19 protein-coding genes and 1 pseudogene are annotated in these 19,265 nt (G+C 67.9%); 9 read left to right on the top strand and 11 right to left on the bottom strand.

Annotated features, from left to right (window positions below; all coding sequences use genetic code 11):
- Positions 1-13: 13 nt before the first annotated feature.
- A complete protein-coding gene (locus tag VHD82_RS32690) occupies positions 14-955 on the bottom strand; it encodes an ABC transporter ATP-binding protein (RefSeq protein WP_325712677.1) in 942 nt (313 codons plus the stop codon).
- Between the two features lie 226 nt (positions 956-1,181).
- Between VHD82_RS32690 and VHD82_RS32685 the strand changes: the two genes are divergently transcribed.
- Entirely contained in the window at positions 1,182-2,078 is an 897-nt protein-coding gene (locus tag VHD82_RS32685; protein WP_325712747.1) for an SDR family NAD(P)-dependent oxidoreductase, read from the top strand.
- 1 nt (position 2,079) lies between these two features.
- Here the strand turns inward: VHD82_RS32685 and VHD82_RS32680 are convergent, their stop codons facing one another.
- From VHD82_RS32680 to VHD82_RS32665, 4 genes are read right to left on the bottom strand one after another with little or no spacing between them, the layout of a single operon-like run.
- Positions 2,080-2,265: a type II toxin-antitoxin system RelE/ParE family toxin gene (locus tag VHD82_RS32680; protein ID WP_325712745.1), complete on the bottom strand. Its 186-nt coding sequence runs from the start codon at positions 2,263-2,265 to the stop codon at positions 2,080-2,082.
- Between the two features lie 34 nt (positions 2,266-2,299).
- A complete protein-coding gene (locus tag VHD82_RS32675; RefSeq protein ID WP_325712675.1) occupies positions 2,300-2,560 on the bottom strand; it encodes a type II toxin-antitoxin system prevent-host-death family antitoxin in 261 nt (86 codons plus the stop codon).
- A gap of 31 nt (positions 2,561-2,591) precedes the next feature.
- The gene (locus VHD82_RS32670) at positions 2,592-3,248 is read right to left on the bottom strand and encodes a response regulator transcription factor (protein WP_325712673.1); all 657 of its coding nucleotides are present in this window, start codon (positions 3,246-3,248) and stop codon (positions 2,592-2,594) included.
- Positions 3,245-4,408 carry a sensor histidine kinase gene (locus VHD82_RS32665; protein ID WP_422652907.1) on the bottom strand — a complete coding sequence of 388 codons (1,164 nt, stop codon included), beginning with the start codon at positions 4,406-4,408 and terminating at the stop codon, positions 3,245-3,247. The genes VHD82_RS32670 and VHD82_RS32665 overlap by 4 nt, the downstream gene beginning before the upstream one ends.
- Before the next feature lie 173 nt (positions 4,409-4,581).
- Here VHD82_RS32665 and VHD82_RS32660 point away from each other — a divergent pair, with 173 nt between their 5' ends.
- The 5 genes from VHD82_RS32660 (at position 4,582) to VHD82_RS32640 (ending at position 11,355) form a co-directional block, all read left to right on the top strand.
- Entirely contained in the window at positions 4,582-6,087 is a 1,506-nt protein-coding gene (locus VHD82_RS32660; RefSeq protein ID WP_325712741.1) for a dynamin family protein, read from the top strand.
- On the top strand, positions 6,084-6,536 hold the full coding sequence (grpE, locus tag VHD82_RS32655) for a nucleotide exchange factor GrpE (protein ID WP_414637608.1): 453 nt from the start codon (positions 6,084-6,086) through the stop codon (positions 6,534-6,536). The genes VHD82_RS32660 and grpE overlap by 4 nt, the downstream gene beginning before the upstream one ends.
- Positions 6,533-8,368 carry a dynamin family protein gene (locus VHD82_RS32650; protein ID WP_325712672.1) on the top strand — a complete coding sequence of 612 codons (1,836 nt, stop codon included), beginning with the start codon at positions 6,533-6,535 and terminating at the stop codon, positions 8,366-8,368. Before grpE ends, VHD82_RS32650 begins: the two co-directional genes overlap by 4 nt.
- Before the next feature lie 68 nt (positions 8,369-8,436).
- Positions 8,437-9,162 carry a hypothetical protein gene (locus VHD82_RS32645; protein WP_325712670.1) on the top strand — a complete coding sequence of 242 codons (726 nt, stop codon included), beginning with the start codon at positions 8,437-8,439 and terminating at the stop codon, positions 9,160-9,162.
- Positions 9,163-9,531: 369 nt separating this feature from the next.
- A complete protein-coding gene (locus tag VHD82_RS32640) occupies positions 9,532-11,355 on the top strand; it encodes a phosphoenolpyruvate carboxykinase (GTP) (protein ID WP_325712669.1) in 1,824 nt (607 codons plus the stop codon).
- Positions 11,356-11,439: 84 nt separating this feature from the next.
- On the opposite strand, the gene VHD82_RS32635 is transcribed toward VHD82_RS32640, so the two are convergent.
- On the bottom strand, positions 11,440-11,685 hold the full coding sequence (locus tag VHD82_RS32635) for a helix-turn-helix domain-containing protein (RefSeq protein WP_144754022.1): 246 nt from the start codon (positions 11,683-11,685) through the stop codon (positions 11,440-11,442).
- A 351-nt stretch (positions 11,686-12,036) separates the two neighbouring features.
- Complete coding sequence (locus tag VHD82_RS32630) at positions 12,037-13,629, bottom strand: alpha/beta hydrolase (protein WP_325712667.1); 1,593 nt, start codon at positions 13,627-13,629, stop codon at positions 12,037-12,039.
- A 192-nt stretch (positions 13,630-13,821) separates the two neighbouring features.
- Here VHD82_RS32630 and VHD82_RS32625 point away from each other — a divergent pair, with 192 nt between their 5' ends.
- The 3 genes and pseudogenes from VHD82_RS32625 to VHD82_RS32615 all read left to right on the top strand — a co-directional run bounded on the left by VHD82_RS32625 (position 13,822) and on the right by VHD82_RS32615 (position 16,350).
- Positions 13,822-14,100 (top strand): DUF3311 domain-containing protein, encoded by a 279-nt coding sequence (locus VHD82_RS32625; protein WP_325712665.1) that lies wholly within the window; start codon positions 13,822-13,824, stop codon positions 14,098-14,100.
- Positions 14,097-15,776 (top strand): monocarboxylate uptake permease MctP, encoded by a 1,680-nt coding sequence (gene mctP / locus VHD82_RS32620; RefSeq protein ID WP_325712664.1) that lies wholly within the window; start codon positions 14,097-14,099, stop codon positions 15,774-15,776. The genes VHD82_RS32625 and mctP overlap by 4 nt, the downstream gene beginning before the upstream one ends.
- A gap of 9 nt (positions 15,777-15,785) precedes the next feature.
- A pseudogene (locus VHD82_RS32615) lies at positions 15,786-16,350 on the top strand (peroxidase-related enzyme).
- On the opposite strand, the gene VHD82_RS32610 reads toward VHD82_RS32615, so the two are convergent.
- From VHD82_RS32610 to VHD82_RS32595, 4 genes are all read right to left on the bottom strand, one after another.
- Entirely contained in the window at positions 16,338-16,595 is a 258-nt protein-coding gene (locus VHD82_RS32610; RefSeq protein ID WP_325712662.1) for a hypothetical protein, read from the bottom strand. The pseudogene VHD82_RS32615 and the gene VHD82_RS32610 overlap by 13 nt on opposite strands.
- A 3-nt stretch (positions 16,596-16,598) precedes the next feature.
- On the bottom strand, positions 16,599-17,525 hold the full coding sequence (locus VHD82_RS32605; protein ID WP_325712661.1) for a helix-turn-helix domain-containing GNAT family N-acetyltransferase: 927 nt from the start codon (positions 17,523-17,525) through the stop codon (positions 16,599-16,601).
- A gap of 199 nt (positions 17,526-17,724) precedes the next feature.
- Positions 17,725-17,874, bottom strand: a complete 150-nt coding sequence (locus tag VHD82_RS32600; protein ID WP_325712659.1) for a hypothetical protein — start codon at positions 17,872-17,874, stop codon at positions 17,725-17,727.
- A 141-nt stretch (positions 17,875-18,015) separates the two neighbouring features.
- Positions 18,016-19,212 carry an ATP-binding protein gene (locus tag VHD82_RS32595; protein ID WP_325712657.1) on the bottom strand — a complete coding sequence of 399 codons (1,197 nt, stop codon included), beginning with the start codon at positions 19,210-19,212 and terminating at the stop codon, positions 18,016-18,018.
- Positions 19,213-19,265: the final 53 nt, after the last annotated feature.

Below are 19,265 nucleotides of genomic sequence, written 5' to 3'. Positions count from 1 at the left end.
TTTCCCGTCTCCCCTAGTTCGCGCTCGACTCGAGCACTTTTTGTGCCTCGGCTTCCAGGCCGGTGTGGTACTCGACCGAGTCGCCGGTGATCTGCATGAAGGCCTGCTCCAGCGAACCCGTCTGCGGGCTCAGCTCGTGTAGGACGACGCCGTTCTCCGCGGCCAGCTCGCCGATCTCGGCACTGTCCATTTCGGACACGAGGATGCCGTCGTCGGAGTCGGTCACGGTGGCGCCGGCCTGGATCAGCGCGGTGCGCAGGGTGTCCAGCCGCGGGCTGCGCACCTTGACCGTGTTCTCCGCCGCCCTGGCCACGAATTCCTTGGTGGTGCTCTGCGAGATCAGCTCCCCCTTGCCGATCACCACGAGGTTGGTCGCCGTCAGCGCCATCTCCGAGAGCAGGTGGCTGGAGACGAAGACGGTCCGGCCGTCCTCGGCGAGCCGCTGCATGAACTTGCGGATCCAGAGGATGCCCTCCGGGTCGAGCCCGTTCACCGGCTCGTCGAACAACAGCACCTCGGGGTCGCCCAGCAGGGCCGCCGCGATGCCGAGCCGTTGCGACATGCCGAGCGAGAACCCGCCCGCGCGCTTGCTCGCCACGCTGGTGAGGCCGACCGTGTCCAGCACCTCGTCGACTCGGCGGGCCGGGATGCGGTTGGACTTCGCCATCCACAGCAGGTGCGCGCGGGCCGAGCGGTTCGGGTGCACCCACTTCGCATCCAGCAGCGCGCCGACGGTGCGCAGCGGGTTCTTGAGGTCGTGGTAGGCCTTGCCCCCGATGCGCACCTGACCCGAGGTCGGGTTGTCCAACCCGAGGATCATCCGCATCGTGGTGGATTTTCCGGCACCGTTCGGGCCGAGAAAACCCGTGACCTGGCCGGGTTCGACGCTGAAGGACAGGTTGTTCACGGCCAGCGTCTTGCCGTATCGCTTGGTGAGGCCTTGTGCCTCGATCATGACTGCTCCCCTGATTTCAGGCCTTCGAATACCCCGTGTGCCACATCTTTTCCGATCGGGCACCCTCGGCGCGTCATCCTGTGGACCGAACTTCCCGCCCGACTGCGGTAGTAGCTTCCCGCGCACGGTCGCTGTGCGCGATCGGTGATGACCCTGACTCGCCCCTGAGGTTTTCCCTGCCGGTTTTGTCGGGGTAGCCGGATAGTGTCCGGGCATGGTTGCCGATCTGAGTGGAAAAACAGCTGTGGTCACCGGCGCGACCAGGGGCTGCGGGCGGGCGATCGCGGTCGAGTTGGGCAGGCTCGGCGCGACCGTGTACGTCGCAGGTCGTACTACCCGCGAGTCGGCGTCGCCACTCGGGCGGCCGGAAACCATCGAGGAGACGGCCGAACTGGTGGCGGCGGCCGGCGGTACCGGCGTCCCGGTGCGTTGCGACTTCACGTCGGTATCCGATGTGGACAGTCTGCGTGCGCGGCTGGATCACGTGGACGTGCTGGTCGACGACGTCTGGGGCGGGGACAGGTTCATCGAGTGGGACAAGCCGTACTGGGCGGCGAGTCTCGGCAAGGCGCTCGCGATGGTGCACAACGCGGTGGACACGCACCTGATCGCGCTGCACCGGCTGCTGCCGCTGGTGGTTTCGCGGCCGGGCGGGCTGGTGGTGGAGGTGACCGACGGGGACAACGACGACTACGTCGGCCCGACCATCGGATACCACGTGGCGAAAAGCGCGATTCGCGCGATCGGCCGGGGGCTCGGGGTGGAGTTGGCGAAATACGGCGGTACCGGGTTGGCGGTCACCCCGGGATTTCTCCGCTCGGAAATGATGCTTGAGCTATTCGGTGTGACAGAAAGAAATTGGCGGGACGCGGTGGGCGCCGACGCGCCACCCGATTTCGCAATTTCCGAGACACCGTCGTATCTGGGTCGTGGGGTGGCCGCCCTCGCGACGGATCCGGACGTGTCCCGCTTCGCCGGCCGCACGATCGGCTCGTGGAGCCTGATGCGCACGTACGGCTTCACCGACAGCGACGGCACCCGCCCGGACTGGGGCCGCTGGATGACCGTGGTCCGGGAGCAGGGATTGGACCCGGCCTCGGTCGACCCGGCGCCCTTCCGGTGAGCTACTGGCCGAGGTAGCGGCGCAGCATCTGATACATGTCGTCGCGGGTTGAGATCGTGACCACCAGGACCGGAAGTTCGCCGTCGTTGATCGTGTAGCAGATCCGATGGCCGCCGACCCGGATCCGCCACACACCGGGAACGCCCGTGAGTGGCTTGCCACCGGGCGGCCGCGGCTCCTCGGCCAGATCCCGGCCGAAGGACGTTGACGGAGTAGGTCACTCAGCGGTCCCGGGTGTCGCGCGACTTGGTGCGGCGCACGAAGGGTTCGGGAGCGGCTTCGCCGGAGGCCAGGGCGTCCAGGGCTGCTCGCGTGGCTTCGAGGTCGAAAACATCTTCGAGTTGCTCGAGCAGTTCCGCAGCCGCCGCAGGCACCACCGCGGCCGCCCGCCGACCATGCTTGGTCAGGTAGACCGTTTCCCCGCCGTATTCGACACGGCTGGTCACCGGGCCCAATGACTCGCGAGCCGCAGAGATGCTCATCTCCGAGAAATGTACAAATTGTACAGCGACCTCACCTGTGCCCAGGCCGGATCAGCCCCGTCTCGTAGGCCAGTACCACCGCCTGCACCCGGTCCCGCAGTTCGAGCTTCGCCAGGATGCGGCCGACGTGCGTCTTCACCGTCGCCTCGGACAGGAACAGCGTGCCCGCGATCTCCACGTTCGACAGGCCCTTCGCGATCAGCACCAGCACTTCGTGCTCGCGATCGGTGAGTACCTCCAGCGCCGACTCGTCGCGCAGCGGCCCGCCGCCGTCGCCGATGAAGCGGTCGAGCAGACGCCGCGTGACCGAAGGCGAGACGACCGCGTCGCCGCTCGCCACCGCGTGCAGCGCGGAAACGAGATGAGCCGGGGGCGTGTCCTTCAGCAGGAAGCCGCTAGCCCCGCCCTGCAACGCCGCGTACACGTACTCGTCCAGGTCGAAGGTGGTCATCACCAGCACCCGCGAGGTGCCCGCGTCCACGATCCGCTTCGTCGCTTCGACCCCGTCCAGCACCGGCATCCGCACGTCCATCAGGACCACATCCGGCCGCAGTTGCTCGGCCAGCTGCACGGCTTCGGCCCCGTTCGCGGCTTCGCCGGCGATCTCGATGTCCTGGTGCGCGCCCAGCACCATCTGGAAGCCGGCGCGCATCAGTTCCTGGTCGTCCACCACCAGCACGCGGATCACAGCTCGTCCCCAACCGGCAGCGCCGCGTGCACATGCCAGCCGCCGCCCGGTTCGGGCCCGACATCGAGCGAACCGCCGTAGACGTTCGCCCGCTCGCGCATCCCGATCACCCCGTTGCCTCCCGGCAGTTCCCGTTCCACCATGACGAGCGCGTTGGCCTTGCCCGCGCCGTCGTCCACCACGTCGACCTCGATGAGATCGCCTTCGCGGTGGATCCGCACGTCGGCGCGCGCGCCCGGCCCGGCGTGCTTGAGCGTGTTGGTCAGCGACTCCTGCACGATGCGGTACAGCCCGAGCGAAACGCCGGCGGGCAGCCCGGTCAGGGTGCCGTCGACCGTGAGCCGCACCCGCACGCCCGCCTGCTCGACTCGTTCGGTCAGCTCCACGAGGGAGTCGGCGTCCGGCTGCGGAATCCTCGGGTGCCCGGTTGTGTCATCGCGCAGCACCGCGAGCAACCGGCGCAGTTCGGTGAGCGCCTCGCGGCCGGTGCGCGAGATGGTCTGCACCGCGCGTTCGGCCAGGTCCGGGTTCGAGCGCACCGCGTACGAAGCACCGTCGGCCTGCACCACGATCACGCTCACCGCGTGTGCGACCACGTCGTGCAGTTCACGGGCGATCCGGCCGCGCTCCTCGGCCACCGCGATCCGGCTCGCCTGGTCGCGTTCGGTCTCCAGCAGGTGCAGCCGCGCTTCGACCTCGTTGTGATAGGCCCGCCGCGCGCCGACGAACTCGCCCAGCAGCCAGCTGAACGCGAAGGTCAACCCGATGAGTACCAGGGTGAGCCAGTTGTTGTCGCCCCAGTCCAGCGCGAACTGCACCGCCATCACGGCGAGCTGTACGAGCAGGTAATACAGTGCCATCCGCCTGCCGACGTACACGACCAGCGTGTACAGCGCGATCGCCGCGGCGGCGAGGCTGCTGATCCCGAGCTGCAGTGAGCTGTGCGCGATCCCGACGACGGCGATCGCATACGCCGAGGACAGCGGATACTTCCGCCGGAAAGCCACCGGCACCACGACGGCAACGTCCAGTGGCACGGTCACGTACCAGGGTTTGATGGTCGGATGTGGCGTCGTGGCATCGAGCACCAGCAACAGCAGGTCCGCCAGCAGGAGTAACGCCGCGACCAGGCTGTCCCCGACCATCGGGTGCGCCCGCATCCACAAACTCAGTCGCCGCACCTGATCACCCTAGGTCGCCGGGCCCTCGTTCCGCGTCATCCGGCGGTACCACCTTCCATAGGACCCCAGGTCTACTCGTGGCAGGATTCGAACCGGACAACCTGGAGGGGGGCGACGTGACGGATCCGGGCCGTCTGGCCGGTCCCTTGTCGATGTCGGTGGCCAATCTCTGCCGCCGGCTGCAGCCGCAGGTCTCCGCCCGCACCGCGGCCGGATTCGCGGAGGTGATGCGCCGGCTGAGCGCGCCGCTGCAGGTCGCGGTCGCCGGCCGGATCAAGTCCGGGAAGTCCACCCTGGTCAACGCCCTGATCGGACGCCGGGTCGCGCCGACCGACGTCGGTGAGTGCACGCGGCTGGTCACCCGCTTCCAGTACGGCACGGTGGACCGGATCGAGGTCGTGTTCACCAGTGGCCGGAAGGAAGTGCTGCCCTTCGCGCCGGACGGGATGATCCCGGCCGAGCTGGGCGTGGACATCTCCGAGGTCTCGCATATCGAGGCGTACCTGACCAACGCGGTACTGCAGCGCATGACGGTGATCGACACCCCTGGCCTCGGCTCGCTGGACGCCGCGTCGGTCTCCCGCACCGAGGAACTGCTGGGCGCGGCCAATTCCGACGACGGCTCCGACGACCTCGACGACACCTCGCGCAACGCCGTCGCCGGGGCCGAGGCGGTGCTCTACGTCGTCACACAGGGCGTGCGTGCGGACGACCAGCAGGCGCTGGCCGCGTTCACCGCCGCCACCGCGAGCCGCGAAGCGGGCCCGGTGAACGCGATCGCGGTCCTGAACAAGGCCGACACGATCGCACCGGAATCGGTGCAGGGCGCGGATTCCGACGTGTGGAAGGCCGCCACGATCCTGGCGGAGAAGCAGGCCGCGCTGCTGAAGCCGAGGGTCGCCGATGTGCTGCCGGTGATCGGGCTGATCGCCGAGTCCGCCGAGTCCGGCGGGTTCACCTCCGCCGACGCCGAGGCGCTGCGTCAGCTGTCCACTTTGGACGAAGCGACGCTGGAGACCATGCTGATGGCCGCGGACATCTTCACCAGCTGGGAGTGCGAGATCCCGGCAGGCACCCGGCTGCGGCTGCTGGAAAAGCTGGACCTGTACGGCATCCGCAGCGCGATCGACGCGATCCACGCGGAGCCGGAGATCACCGCGGGCGCGCTGCGCCGGCTGTTGCTGGAGGCCTCCGGGCTGGCCGCCGTGCGCGCCCGGCTCGACATCGTGTTCGCCGCCCGCGCGGACGGGATCAAGGCAGCCGCCGCGCTCGCCTCGGTCACCGCGCTCGCGCACGCTTCGGGCGACCCGGCGGAGCGGCAGCGCGTACACGACGCGATAGAGGTGCTGCTCGCCAAGCCGGAGGCACACCAGCTGCGCCTGCTGGAAGCGTTGACCCTGGTCGTCGCCGGTGCTGTGGATATGCCCGAGGACCTGGCCGAGGAGGTGCTGCGGGTCGGCAGCAACGCCGACATCGACGCCCAGCTCGGCCTGCCCGGCAGCGGCAGGCAAGAGCTCGCGGCGCACGCGCTGGAACGCGCGGGCTGGTGGCGCTCGTTCGCGTCCTTCGGTGCGACCCCGGCGCAGAGCCGGGTGGCCCACGTCGTGCACCGCGCGTATTTCCTGATCTGGCAACAACTGCGCGAGAACCGGAGGTGAGGGCGGTGCCTTCGTGGTTTCGGCGGGATCCTGGTCCTGGGTCGGAGGACCCGACGGGCCAGATCCCCGCGCAGAGCATGGCGAAGATCATCGAGGAGGCGGATGGAACCGCGGCCGCCGACGGCGCGTCGAACACCGATGTGAACTCCGTGATGGAGCGGGCGCTGGCCGATCGACAGGCGCTCATTCAGCTGTGCCTCTACGCCCTGGATCGCGCCCGCAGCGGCGGCGTCGTCGAACGCCTGGAACAGGGCCTGGCCGGCATCGGCGTGACGGCGGTGCGCCCGGACGGGCAGCGGTTCGACCCGTCGCTGCACGAGGCGGGCGGTGCGGTTGTCACCGATGACCCGGCGCTGGACGGGGTGGTCGCGGAGACCGAGGTGGTCGGGTTCGCCGACCACGAGACGCTGCTGCGCGCCCCGGTCGTCACGGTGTACACGAAGCGATGACGGCCGCGTCGATCTCTTCGTTGCCCGCCCAGGCCAAGCAGGCCAGGGAGTCCTTGCTGACGCTGCTGCGGGAAGCCGATCCCGCGGCGGCGAAATGGGTGGAGGACATCCGCCGCGCGCGGCCGAAGAAGCCGTCGATCGTGGTGGTCGGCGAGACCAACCGGGGCAAGAGTTCGTTGGTCAACGCCCTGCTCGCGATGCCGGGCCTGTCCCCGGTGGACGCGGATGTCGCTACGTCGACTTATCTGGTTTTCGACCACGCCGAGGAATGGGCCGCGCAGGCCTGTTACCCAGGGCAGCTCGCTCCGGTCGGCATCCCGCTCGGCGAGCTGGTCCGCTGGACCTCGGCCGCACACGAGTTCCCGGACGGCCAGATCCCGCCCCGCTACGTAGAGGTGACGGGTCCGGTGCCGCTGTTGGAGCGAGTATCTATTGTGGACACTCCAGGTGTCGGCGGGCTGGACTCGATGCACGGCGAGCTGGCGATGGAGGCCGCGGCGAACGCCACGGCGCTGCTGTTCGTCATGGATGCCTCGTCGCCGTTCACCGCGGGCGAGCTGGATTTCCTCGCCAAAATGGGCGATCGCGTCGAAACGGTGTTGTTCGCACTGTCCAAAACGGACCAGTTCCGCGGCTGGCGGCAGGTGCTGGAGGAGGATCGGCGGCTGCTGGCCGAGTACGCGCCCCGCTTCGCCGATTCGGTCTTCCACCCGGTCTCGGCGCGGCTGTTCGACCTGGCGGGCACCGCGCCGAACGAGCAGGCGGCCGTGATGCTGCGCGAGCGCTCCGGCGTGATCGCACTGCAGGCCGCGTTGCAGGAGCTGGTAGTCGGCCGCTCGGCCATGCTCGGCGAGGCGAACACCCTGCGCGCGCTGTCCAGTGCCTTCGGCGAACGGCATGCGGTGCTCAAGGCCGAGCAGCGCGCGTTGTCCTCCGGCGAAGCGGAGGCCGAGTCGCTGCGCGCCCGCCGAGATCAGCTGGCCGCCGAGCGCCGCTCCTCCACTCGCGGCTGGCAGCTCAAGCTGCGCGGCGAGATCCAGCGCGCCCGCGTCGACCTCGGGCACGAGTCGAGCCGGCAGATGCGGGACGCGCAGTCCTACTTCCGCCAGCAGATCGACGCGGCGAAGCGCGAACAGCTGCAGGCGATGCCGCAGCAGGTGGACGCGGCCTTGCAGATGATCTCGCAGCGGGTGTCGGCCACCATGGCGCTGCGGTTGAACAGGGTCACCGACGTCTCGCTTGCCGAACTGTTCTCCCCCGAGGAGCTGGACGTGATCCGCGCCCAGTTCCTCCGTGCGGGTGGGCCGCAGGTGGTGCTCCGCCCTCCCGACAAGCGCCCGCCGACGCCGGAGGACAAGCTCCTGGTGTTCATGGGTGTCTCCGGCGGTGTCGGCGCGGGGAAGATCGCCGCGTTGCCGCTGGCCGGGGTTGCCTTGCTCAACCCGGTGGTCCTGCCGGCCACGATCGTGATCGGCCTCGGAGCCGGCTGGTGGATGGCCCGCACCCGACGCCACGCGGCGGACAAGCAGCACATGCGGCAATGGCTGGTCGAGTCGATCGCCGAGGCCCGCTCCACGCTCGACCAGCTGGTCGCCGAGCAGCTCATCGAGGCCGAACAGCAGCTTTCGCTCGCGCTCGACGAGGCGCTCGGCCGCCGGATCGAGACCATCGAGGGCGAGCTGAAGGAAGTCGACAAGGCCATCAAGATGGACGCGCAGGAGCGGGCCCGCAAGCTGACCGAGCTGACCAAGCGGGTCAAGGAAGCCGGTGACGCGCGGGAACGCGCCGAAACACTGCTCTCCCGCATCCGCACCGTTCGCGACCAGCACTGACCAGCGCGTTCGGTGATTGGTTGTGCACGGGAACCGAACCGGAATACGGTAAGTCCAAGTTCTCGACAGTGACCTTGAGAAGTGGGGAGAACCGGGCCGTGTGGATCGACGAGACTGGTGGCACGGACGCAACGGGCACCGGCCACGAAGGTGAGCTGGAGATCTCCGTCGACGGTCAGAACTACACCGCCGAGGAGAACCTCGACCTCAATCACGACGGGCAGAACGACGGGGTCAGCCTCGACAACGAGGACGGCACCATGACCGCGTACGTCGACACCGACGGTGACGGGCACGCCGACGAGTACCTGCACACCGACACCGAGGGCAACATCGTCGAGATGGCGAAGTTCGACGAGTCCACCGGTGACTGGGTGGCCGACGGCGACGGCAGCGACTCCACGGACAGCACCAGCACCGACGCCGGCCACCAGGGCGACCTCACCGCGGACATGGCCGACGGCACGGTGGACCTTGGCGCGGCGACTGTGGACAGCGACCACGACGGCACCGCCGACACCGCGGTCGTGACCGACTCCGACGGCAACACCCGGATGTTCACCGACACCGACGGTGACGGCAGTGCCGACGTGCAGACGATCATCACACCGGACGGCGAGTCGACCACCTACGAGCACACCGGCCCCGGCGAGTGGACCGAGACCACCGGCAACGGGGTCACCGCGAGCGTGCCGGCGGACAGCGACCAGCTGTGGGGCGGCGCGGGCCACGACACCGTCGAGGGCGTCGCGAAGATCGATTCCATTACGGGGCAGTGGATCTCGCAGAACTGAGCGCCCAAAACGCCCCAAACAGACTCGGCCCGAGGACCGGTTGCCGTCAGGAAAACCTGGCGGGAACCGGTTTTTCGCTTTGTGCCGGCGGGGTGCAGGTATCGGGAAGATCACGGCAGGACGGGAAACCTTTTTCCGCTAGGCCGGTTCAGCGATATCTGAATCGATTCCCTGATCGTTCTTGTGAGAGAACCGACAGCTCAGGGCTCGGTTGAACCGGGTCCTCCCGGCTACTCTCGGGGAATCCCAATTTTCCAGCACACCGGTCGCCAGCCGGTGCGCGAAGCCATTCGGTAGCCGGCGATGGAGCCCGCTTCCGGACAGCCACGTCCGGTCGCGGGCTTCTCCCGTCGAAAGTCAGGAGAAGGAATGACTGCAGTAGCCATCCCGGGACTGGACAAGGCGCCGACCTCGCACAGCGGGGTGCTTGCGTGGGTGCGGGAGGTCGCCGAGCTCACCACTCCTGACCGGGTGGTGTGGTGCGACGGCTCCGAGGAAGAGGCCGCGCGGATCAATTCCGAACTCGTCGAAGCCGGCACCTTCGTGCCGCTCAAGTCGAAGCCGAACTCGTTCTGGGCGGCTTCGGACCCCAGCGACGTGGCTCGCGTGGAGGAGCGCACCTTCATCTGTTCGGAGCGCGAGGAAGACGCCGGGCCCACCAACAACTGGACCCACCCGGACGAGATGCGCGCGACCATGACCGAGCTCTACCGGGGCTGCATGCGCGGGCGCACGATGTACGTCATCCCCTTCTGCATGGGCCCGCTCGGTTCGGACGACCCGAAGCTGGGCATCGAGGTCACCGACTTCGCGTACGTCGTCGCGTCGATGCGCGTGATGACGCGCATGGGCAAGGCGGCGCTGGACAAGTTCGTCACCGAGGACGGCACCGAGCGCGCCTTCGTGCCGGCGCTGCACTCGGTCGGCAAGCCGCTGGAGCCGGGCGAGAAGGACGTGCCCTGGCCGTGCAACGACACGAAGTACATCACGCACTTCCCCGAGACCCGCACCATCTGGAGCTACGGCTCCGGCTACGGCGGAAACTCGTTGCTGGGCAAGAAATGCTTCTCGCTGCGCATCGGCTCCGTGCTCGCCCGTGACGAGGGCTGGCTCGCCGAGCACATGCTGATCCTGAAGCTGATCTCGCCGGAGAACAAGGCGTACTACATCGCCGCCGCGTTCCCCAGCGCCTGCGGCAAGACCAACCTGGCGATGCTGCAGCCGACCATCCCGGGCTGGCGTGCCGAGACCCTCGGCGACGACATCGCGTGGATGCGGTTCGGCGAGGACGGCAGGCTCTACGCGGTCAACCCCGAGTTCGGTTTCTTCGGGGTCGCGCCGGGCACCGACTGGCACACCAACCCGAACGCCATGCGCACCATCGAAAAGGGCAACACGGTCTTCACGAACGTGGCCCTGACCGACGACGGTGACATCTGGTGGGAGGGCATGGAGGGCAAGCCCGAGCACCTGACCTCGTGGAAGCAGCAGGACTGGACGCCGGAGTCGGAGGAGAAGGCGGCGCACCCGAACTCGCGCTACTGCACCCCGATGTCCCAGTGCCCGATCCTCGCGCCGGAGTGGGACGACCCGAAGGGCGTGCCGATCTCGGCGATCCTCTTCGGTGGCCGCCGCGCCACCACGGTGCCGCTGGTGAACGAGGCCCGCGACTGGCAGCACGGCGTGTTCATGGGCGCCACCATGTCGTCGGAGAAGACGGCCGCCGCTGCCGGAAAGGTGGGCGAAGTCCGTCGCGACCCGATGGCGATGTTGCCGTTCCTCGGCTACCACGCCGGTGACTACTTCAAGCACTGGATCGAGCTCGGCAAGGCCGCCGACGGCACCAAGCTGCCGAAGATCTTCTACGTCAACTGGTTCCGCCGCGGCGACGACAAGCGGTTCCTGTGGCCTGGCTTCGGCGAGAACTCGCGCGTGCTGAAGTGGGTCATCGAGCGGATCGAGGGCAAGGCCGGTGCGGTCGAGACCCCCGTCGGCTTCGTGCCCCGCGCCGAGGACCTCGACGTGGAGGGCCTCGCCGAGCCGCTCGAGGACATCCAGGCCGCGCTCGACGTCAACGCGGAGGAGTGGCGGCAGGAGATCCCGCTCATCGAGGAGTGGTTCGACAAGATCGGCGACAAGGTCCCGTCGACCCTTCGCGACGAGCTGGACGCACTGAAGTCCCGCCTGGCGTAAGCGTTTTCTCCGCAGCAGCCGGCTTTCCTTCGGGGAAGCCGGCTGTTTCGCGTCAGGTCCGCGGCCGGCCTGGTGATCGCTCCGCTAACCGGTCGGAACCGCGCCGCGCAGGGCTTCCAGCGGCAGGCCCACCGCGTCGGCCAATGCCACGACGGTGAAGAACGCCGGCGTCGGGATGCGCCCGGTCTCGATCTTTCGCAGTGTTTCCACCGAAATCCCGGCCTCGGCCGCGACCTCGACCATGCTCCGGGCACCCCGCGCCTCGCGGAGAACGGCGCCGAGCCGCTCGCCGCGAGCACGCTCGGCGTCGGTCAGCGGCACTCGCACCATGTGCACAGTTTAACCGGGGAGTTCTCCACAGCCTGTGGACAACTCTGTGCACAGGCTGTGGAACACGGTGGAGAAACTGCTCGCAACGTTTTCCATGATCGGCACGTCTCATGGATACAGGCGCGATCGGAGGTGGGAGATGATGTTGTTCGCAGCCGCGGCAATGCTGCTCCTCGCGCTGGCGTACCTGGCGCTGGCCCTCGCGAGTGGCCGGTTCCGCGACCTGAGGACCACACGAAACAGGCGTCACGCAGGAGCGTTCGTGCCGGAGGACCAGTCGGGCCCCCGCCACTGAACACAGAAAAGACCCCGCCGAGCGCAGCGGCTCGACGGGGTCGTCGAAGAAATCGACTAGGCGCCCGAAGGCACCGGCAGCGGCACCCCCGGGATGCTCTGGTCGGCGGGCACGGTCCCGTCGACGAGGTAGTCCTCCACAACCTTGTCCACGCCCACGTTACCGCCGGCGTAGATGCCGTGGTCGCCCTCGCCGGTCACGGTGATCATCCGCGAGTTCTGGAACGCCTGGTGCGCACGCTCCGCGCCTTCGATCGGCGTCGCCGGGTCGTGCGTGGACTGCACCATCAGCACGGGCGGCACGCCGTCACCGGTCATCGCCGGCAGCGTTGCGGGGGTGTTCTTCCAGAAGATGCACGGCTGCACCAGCCAGCCCCAGCCCAGCAGCGGGTACTTCGGGCCGAGCTCCGCGGACTGGTTGATCGCCGACGCGCGGCCGCCGAACCACGGGCCCTCGTTGCACGGGATCGTCCAGAAGCTCGCGTCGTACGCGTCGTCGTAATCCACAGGCACCACCAGCGGCTGTGGACCGACCGCGCGCTCCGCGGTGCTCTTCGCGGTCACCTTCTGCTTCGCAGCCGTCTGCTGCTGCGCCGTCGCGCTCGTCTGTGTCAACGTGTGCACGTTGACCAGATAGTCCGCCAGGTCCGGGAACGACTTCTTGCTGTAGAGCTCCGAAGAGATGAAGGAGTCGAACTCGTTGGCGGACAACTTGTTTCCGTCCAGTTCCACCGGGTTCTTCGCCAGCGACGCCCGCACCTGTTCGTACGTCTGGCGTGCGGCCTCGGCGGTCGTGCCGTAGTGGTACAGCTTGTCGTAGGTGGCCAGCCACGGCAGGAAGTCCTCGCGCCAGCGGCGTTCGAAGCCCATCGGCTGCCAGTCGAAGGACTTCTGCCAGGTGGTGGTCCACTCGGTGTTGGAGTCCAGCACGAACTGCCCGGTGTGCGCCGGGAATGCCTGCGCGTAGTGCGCGCCGAGCCAGGTGCCGGCCGAGTAGCCGACCCAGTTGATCTTCTGGCGGCCCAGCAGCGCCCGCAGCAGGTCGATGTCGTGCACCGTCTGGTCGGTGTTGATCAGCGGGCCGAGCTCACCGGACTTGACCTGGCAGGACTCGGCCGCGTACTTCGTCGCGTCCAGGATCAGGTTCAGGTTGTCCCGGCTGCGGTCGCGCGGGTCCAGCTTGTTGCCGGTGCCGATCGCGCCGCCGCACGTGATGTTCGTGCTCTTGCCGGTGCCCCGCGGGTCGAACCCGATGACCTCCTGGTGTTCCCGTAACCGCGGCTGGTTGCGCAGCCGCGCCGGGAAGATCAGCCCTGGCGCGCCGGGGCCGCCCGGGTTGACCAGCACGCTCGCCGTCGCGTCCTTGGTTGCCTTGAGCCTGCTCACGGCGATGGTCAGATCGATGTTCTCGTCGGGCTTCTGCCAGTCACGGGGAGTGCGGTAAGTCGCGCATTCGATGCCCTCGGCACCCGCGGGCGGGGTCTGCCCGGACAGCTCGCCGGAGGTGCACGGATGCCAGTCGAGCACCTGGTTCGTGTACTTGTCCGGGATCCCCGTGGTGCTCGGTGGCTGTGCGAGCGCCGTCGTCCCACCCGCCAGCAGGGTGCCGGCCAGAGCCGGAATCACCACCGCGTAGCGCATTCGTTTCATGCTCTCCCCTTCGTCACTGGCCGAGGCCATGTGATCACTCTCGCGATCGGTCATTGATAGCCCGGGGGCGGGGCGTCGGCAACCTGCGATAGTCGGGCATTTGCTGATCAAATCGATACATCGGGCATGCATGGCCACCAGGGCCGAAGGATTAAGGTCTATCCGGCCATACGAACGTCGAAGCGAGGTCCGATGTCTGGCAAAGCGGCCGGGAAGGTGCGCGGGCTGCAGGTGAGCCCGTGGAACCTGGTCCTGCTCATTCCGTTGTTGATGTTGGTCACGCCGTGGTTCAACTTCGACAAACCGAGATTCCTCGGGCTGCCCTTCTTCTACTGGTTCCAGTTCGTCTGGGTGTTCATCGGCGTCGCGAGTGTCGCGATCGTCTATGTCGCGACCAAGGGCAAGCCGGTGGTCACCGGCAAGCCCGATCTGCTCGCGGCCGAGGAACTGGATGAGGGGGACCAGAAATGAAGACTCTCGCGGCAGCGCCCGGCAGTGGGCTGCAGTGGACCGAGCTGAGCATCTTCGTGGTGCTGTTCCTGCTGGTCACCGTGCTCGGGTTCCTGGCGGCGCGGTGGAAGGCCGCCGAATCGCTGGACCACCTCGACGAATGGGGGCTCGGCGGCCGCAAGTTCGGCGGCTGGATCACCTGGTTCCTCGTCGGTGGTGACCTCTACACCGCGTACACCTTCGTCGCCGTGCCGGCGCTGGTGTTCGGGGCCGGCGCGCTCGGTTTCTACGCGCTCCCCTACACCGTCATCCTGTACCCGATCGTGTTCCTGCCCGCGTTGCGGATGTGGTCGGTTTCCCGCTCGCGCGGCTACGTGACCCCAGCCGACTTCGTGCGCGGCCGGTTCGGCTCGCCCACCCTCGCGCTGCTGATCGCGATCACCGGCATCGTCGCCACGATGCCCTACATCGCGCTGCAACTCGTCGGCCTGGAGGCGGTGCTGCGCACGATGGGCCTCAACGGCGGGGGCATCACGGGCCACCTGCCGCTGCTGATCGCGTTCATCATCCTGGCGCTCTACACCTACCAGTCCGGGCTGCGCGCGCCGGCGCTGATCGCGTTCGTCAAGGACGGGCTGATCTACGTCGTGATCCTGGTGGCGGTGTTCTACCTGCCCGCGAAGCTCGGCGGCTGGTCGCACATCTTCGACGTGAGTGCGCAGAAACTGGCGCAGCCCAACCCGAAGACGGGCAAGCCCGCCGGTTCGATCGTGCTGACCGGGACCAACCAGCTGCAGTACATCACCCTGGCGCTGGGTTCGGCGCTGGCGCTGTTCCTCTATCCGCACTCGCTGACCGGTGTGCTCGCTTCGCGCGGTCGCAACGTGATCAAGCGGAACATGATGGCGTTGCCGGCGTACTCGTTCCTGCTCGGTCTGCTGGCGCTGCTGGGTTACGTCGCGCTCGCGTCAGGCGTCAAGCCGATCACCAACGCGGCGACCGGGAACGCCGACTCCAACACCGTTGTGCCGGTGCTGTTCGACCTGCAGTTCCCGTCGTGGTTCGCGGGCATCGCGTTCGCGGCGATCGGGATCGGCGCGCTGGTGCCGGCGGCGATCATGTCGATCGCGGCGGCGAACCTGTGGACGCGCAACATCTACAAGGAGTACCTCAAGCGCGACGCCACCCCGAAGCAGGAGGCGAAGCAGGCGAAGCTCGCTTCGCTGGTGGTGAAGTTCGGCGCGGTCGCGTTCATCCTGTTCATCGACCCGCAGTTCTCCATCGACCTGCAGCTGATCGGTGGTGTGCTGATCCTGCAGACGCTGCCGTCCGTCGCGATTTCCCTGTACACCCGGTGGCTGCACCGCTGGGGTCTGGTCGCGGGCTGGATCGTCGGCATGGGCTGGGGCCTGATCATGCTCTACAACATCCCCAACCCGAGCAACGGCAAGGCGCACTTCGGTGGTTCGGCGATGCCGCTGGGCAACCTGTCGATCTTCGGCTGGCACCCGTTCTCCGGTGTCACGACGCAGATCTACCCGGGTTTCGTGGCACTGGTGGCGAACCTTGTGGTGGCGGTGATCGTGACCGTGATCGCCCGTTCCTTCAAGGTGTTCAACGGTGTCGACGAAACCGAGGACACCGACTACCACGCCGACGAGCACGACAAGGACCTCCGCGCGATCGGCGCGCACTAGCGTGAGGGCATGACCGAAGCAGTGAGCCGGTTCCCGGTCGTGGAGCTCGACGGGCTCCCCGCGGATCTCCGCGACCGGGTCGGCGCCATCGCCGAGAAATCCGGGTTCGTCCCGAACATCTTCCGTGCGCTCGGGCACCGGCCCGCCGAGCTGCGCGCGTTCCTCGACTACCACGACGCGCTGATGGAAAGCTCCGACGGCTTGACCAAGGCCGAGCGCGAGCTGGTCGTGGTGGCGACCTCGGGCGCCAACCACTGCACCTACTGCGTGGTGGCGCACGGCGCGATCTTGCGGATCCGCGCGAAGGATCCCGCGCGTGTCGAGCAACCCGTGGCAGGTGGAGCTGGACAAGCGTGGCCGGGCCATCGTCGAACTCGCGCTTTCGCTGGCTCGTGACTCGCACCTGTTCGGCGAGGAGAATATCGCCGCCGCACGCGAGGCCGGGCTGACCGAGGACGAGATCTGGGACGTCGGCGCGATCACCGCGTTGTTCGCGATGTCGAACCGGCTGGCACATTTCACCGCGCTCCGGCCGAATCCGGAGTTCTACGCGATGGGCCGTCAGAAGCGGTAGAACACCTCCGGCAGGTGCCGGTCGAACAGCTGCGCCCACCACTTCCGGCGCCGCCGTGGCGTCCGGTGCCGCCGCGGATCGCTGCGCGGGGTGAAGGATTCGCCGGTGAGCACCGTCGCCTCATGCCCGCGCGGGCAGCGGCCCGTCACTGAGATCATCCCCGGCGCGAGGTTGTGCACCCACTCGACCTCGTCGATCCCCATCAGCGTGCGGCTGTCGCAGGCCGGGCAGTACACCAGGAACACGGGCTACCACTCCATCCGCCAGGTCTCGCTCGTCAGATCCTGGCCGTAGTGGTGTACCGGTTCGGCCTTGATCAGTTCGAAACCCGCGCGCCGGTAGATCCCGCGCGCGGCGGTGAGCACGTCGTAGGTGGACAGCTCCATCGCACGATATCCCGCTGCACGGGCGAAATCGATGCATTCGGCCACCAGACGTTTGCCGAGACCGCGGCCGCGGGCGCGCGGTTCGAGCAGGAGCAGCCGCAACAGCGCTGTCTGCTCGTCGGGGCCGCGGGTGCAGGCGATCGCCCCGGCGCGCTCGCCGTCCACCTCGGCGATCCAGCCGGCCTGCCTTGGGTCGGCGTCGGACAGGTAGTCGGCCACGATCCGGGCGACCCAGGCCTCGAACTGCGCTCCCCAGCCGTATTCCTCGGCGTACCGCGTTCCGTGCCGCTCGACGATCCAGCCCCAGTCCCCGGCACGCGGCGGGCGCAGCACGACCATGGGGTCGCCTGCCTCGTCGCCGACGAGCCGGGTGATCGTCCGCATCGAGGTGAGCAGGCGATCCTGCTCCTCTTCGGTGAGCGGTTCGAGCAGTTTCGCCACCTGTTCGACGGTGTTCTGCTCCAGCAGGTGCTGATCGGCTCGGCCGGCGTCGGTGAGCCGCAGGAGCTGGCGGCGGGCGTCGGTGTCGGACTTCTCGCGGACGAGCAGGCCGCGTGCTTCGAGTTTGGCCAGCAGGCGGCTGGCATAACCGGCGTCCATCCCGAGCCGGCGCCGGAGTTCGGTCACCTCGGTGACGCCCTCCTGCTCGAGCTCGTACAGGACGCGGGCCTCGCTCAGTGAATGTGGGCTGCCGACGAGCCCTTCATCAAGCGCGCCGACCACGCCGGTGTAGAACCGGTTGAACGCGCGGACCCTGGCGACCCGGGCGTGCAGCTGATCGTCAGTCATTTGACCTCCTCAACGAGTTCGTTGACTTGGTCAAAGAGTAGCGCGGCGCGCAAGGGGTCTGGAGGCAATGGAAAACCCCGTGATGCTGCCAGGTCGGGGGTCCGCCAGCATCACGGGGTCATCAGGGGTATCGCCGCTTTTACCGTCGGCGTTACACCCCAGATCTTATGTGGTTTAGCTCACTCGATCAGGTGGACATTCAGCGTAAATGGGTCTGACGCGCCTGGGCGATCGCGATGAGCTCCTGGCGCACCGTGGGCGAGCCTGCGGTCTCGATGGCGTTGTCGACGAGTCGGCGGGTACGGGCCTCCGCGCGCCGTGCGCGGAGCTTGGCGGCAATGTTCGTCATAAGTCCAGTATGCGCCCTTTTTTGCAAGGTTTCCAACGATTGTCCGATGATATGGCTTACTGACCGATGAATCATCGGAAGATCAACCATATCGCGGACGATGTTGATATCTAGCCCAAAGGCTAGAAAGTCGCAGAGAGATCAATCGTCGGTGCGGCCGAGCAGGTAGTGCCCGAAATGCGGCACCGTGAACGCGATATGGCCGCGTTCGGCGGAGTAGACCAGGCCCTTCTTCATCAGGTTGTCCCTGGCCGGGGAGAGCGAGGAAGGCTTGCGGCCGAGGTAGACAGCGATATCCGAGGTGCCGGCGCCCTCGTCGCGGCCCTGGGTCAGTTCGGCCATCGCGATCAGGTACTCGCGTTCGGCCGGGGTCGCCCGCTCGTACCGGGAGCCGAAGAAGCCGACAGCCAGTTCCTGCTCGGCCTCGGGCGCGGCCATCTGCACGTCCTGCATCGTGATCGGATCGGCGGGCGCGGCATCCCAGGCCGCCTTGGCGTAGGCCTGGATGAAGTACGGGTAGCCACCGGATGCGTCGAACAGCGCGTCCAGTGCCTCGGGTTCGATGCCCGCTTCCTCGCGCTCGATCGGCGCGAGCACGGCGCGATCGGCCTCGCTGCGGTCGAGCCGGTCGATCCTCGCGTATCGGAAGAGGCGCTCGGAGTAGGACTTCGACGCCGACAACACGGCGGGCACGTGCGGCAGTCCGGCGCCGACCACCACCAGCGGGGCGCCGGACTGGGACAGCTCATGGCAGGCGGCGCACAACGCCGAAACGTCCGGCGTCTTGAGGTCCTGCATCTCGTCGATGAGCAACACCGCGCCGGTGCCCACGTCCGCGGCCAGCTCGGCGACATCGGTGAACAGCTCGACAAGGTCGATCTCGATGTCCCCGGAATCGGCCCGGCCCTGCGCCGCGGGCGCGTCGATCCCGGGCTGCCAGCGGTCTCGCAGTTTCGCGTCGGACTTGTTGGCGCGCAAGGCAAAGGCCTTGAGCACACCGAGCACTTCCTCGACCCTGTCCGGCGCGCGATGGCGGACCGCGAGGTCTCGGATCGCTCGGTGCAGTGCGGCCGAAAGTGGCCGGCGCAGTTCGGCGTCCGGCCTGGCTTCGATCTTGCCCGCGCCCCAGCCGTGTTTGACCGCCATCGAGCGCAGCTCGCCCAGCAGTACCGTCTTGCCGACTCCGCGCAGCCCGGTCAGCACCAGACTGCGCTCCGGTTTCCCGCGCGCGACCCGTTGCAGCACCACCTCGAAGGCGTGCAGCTCGCGTTCCCGGCCGGCCAGTTCGGGTGGCCGCTGCCCGGCGCCAGGCGCGAAGGGGTTGCGGATGGGATCCACGGCTACGAAGGTATCGAGCTTTCTAGGGCTCACCTGATATTTGCCCAGATTCC

Source organism: Amycolatopsis sp. (genome assembly GCF_035546795.1).
GTDB lineage: Bacteria > Actinomycetota > Actinomycetes > Mycobacteriales > Pseudonocardiaceae > Amycolatopsis_E.
The sequence above is the reverse complement of the archived record's forward strand: the minus strand, read 5'-3'. Positions and strand labels throughout refer to the sequence as shown.

Excerpts from the sequence above, each read along its gene's own strand:
- VHD82_RS32690 (WP_325712677.1), bottom strand. The coding sequence starts at position 955 with ATGATCGAGGCACAAGGCCTCACCAAGCGATACGGCAAGACGCTGGCC.
- VHD82_RS32675 (WP_325712675.1), bottom strand. The coding sequence starts at position 2,560 with ATGAGCATCTCTGCGGCTCGCGAGTCATTGGGCCCGGTGACCAGCCGT.
- VHD82_RS32665 (WP_422652907.1), bottom strand. The coding sequence starts at position 4,408 with ATGCGGGCGCACCCGATGGTCGGGGACAGCCTGGTCGCGGCGTTACTC.
- VHD82_RS32660 (WP_325712741.1), top strand. The coding sequence starts at position 4,582 with ATGTCGGTGGCCAATCTCTGCCGCCGGCTGCAGCCGCAGGTCTCCGCC.
- VHD82_RS32650 (WP_325712672.1), top strand. The coding sequence starts at position 6,533 with ATGACGGCCGCGTCGATCTCTTCGTTGCCCGCCCAGGCCAAGCAGGCC.
- VHD82_RS32640 (WP_325712669.1), top strand. The coding sequence starts at position 9,532 with ATGACTGCAGTAGCCATCCCGGGACTGGACAAGGCGCCGACCTCGCAC.
- VHD82_RS32635 (WP_144754022.1), bottom strand. The coding sequence starts at position 11,685 with ATGGTGCGAGTGCCGCTGACCGACGCCGAGCGTGCTCGCGGCGAGCGG.
- VHD82_RS32630 (WP_325712667.1), bottom strand. The coding sequence starts at position 13,629 with ATGAAACGAATGCGCTACGCGGTGGTGATTCCGGCTCTGGCCGGCACC.
- VHD82_RS32625 (WP_325712665.1), top strand. The coding sequence starts at position 13,822 with ATGTCTGGCAAAGCGGCCGGGAAGGTGCGCGGGCTGCAGGTGAGCCCG.
- mctP (WP_325712664.1), top strand. The coding sequence starts at position 14,097 with ATGAAGACTCTCGCGGCAGCGCCCGGCAGTGGGCTGCAGTGGACCGAG.
- VHD82_RS32605 (WP_325712661.1), bottom strand. The coding sequence starts at position 17,525 with ATGACTGACGATCAGCTGCACGCCCGGGTCGCCAGGGTCCGCGCGTTC.
- VHD82_RS32600 (WP_325712659.1), bottom strand. The coding sequence starts at position 17,874 with ATGACGAACATTGCCGCCAAGCTCCGCGCACGGCGCGCGGAGGCCCGT.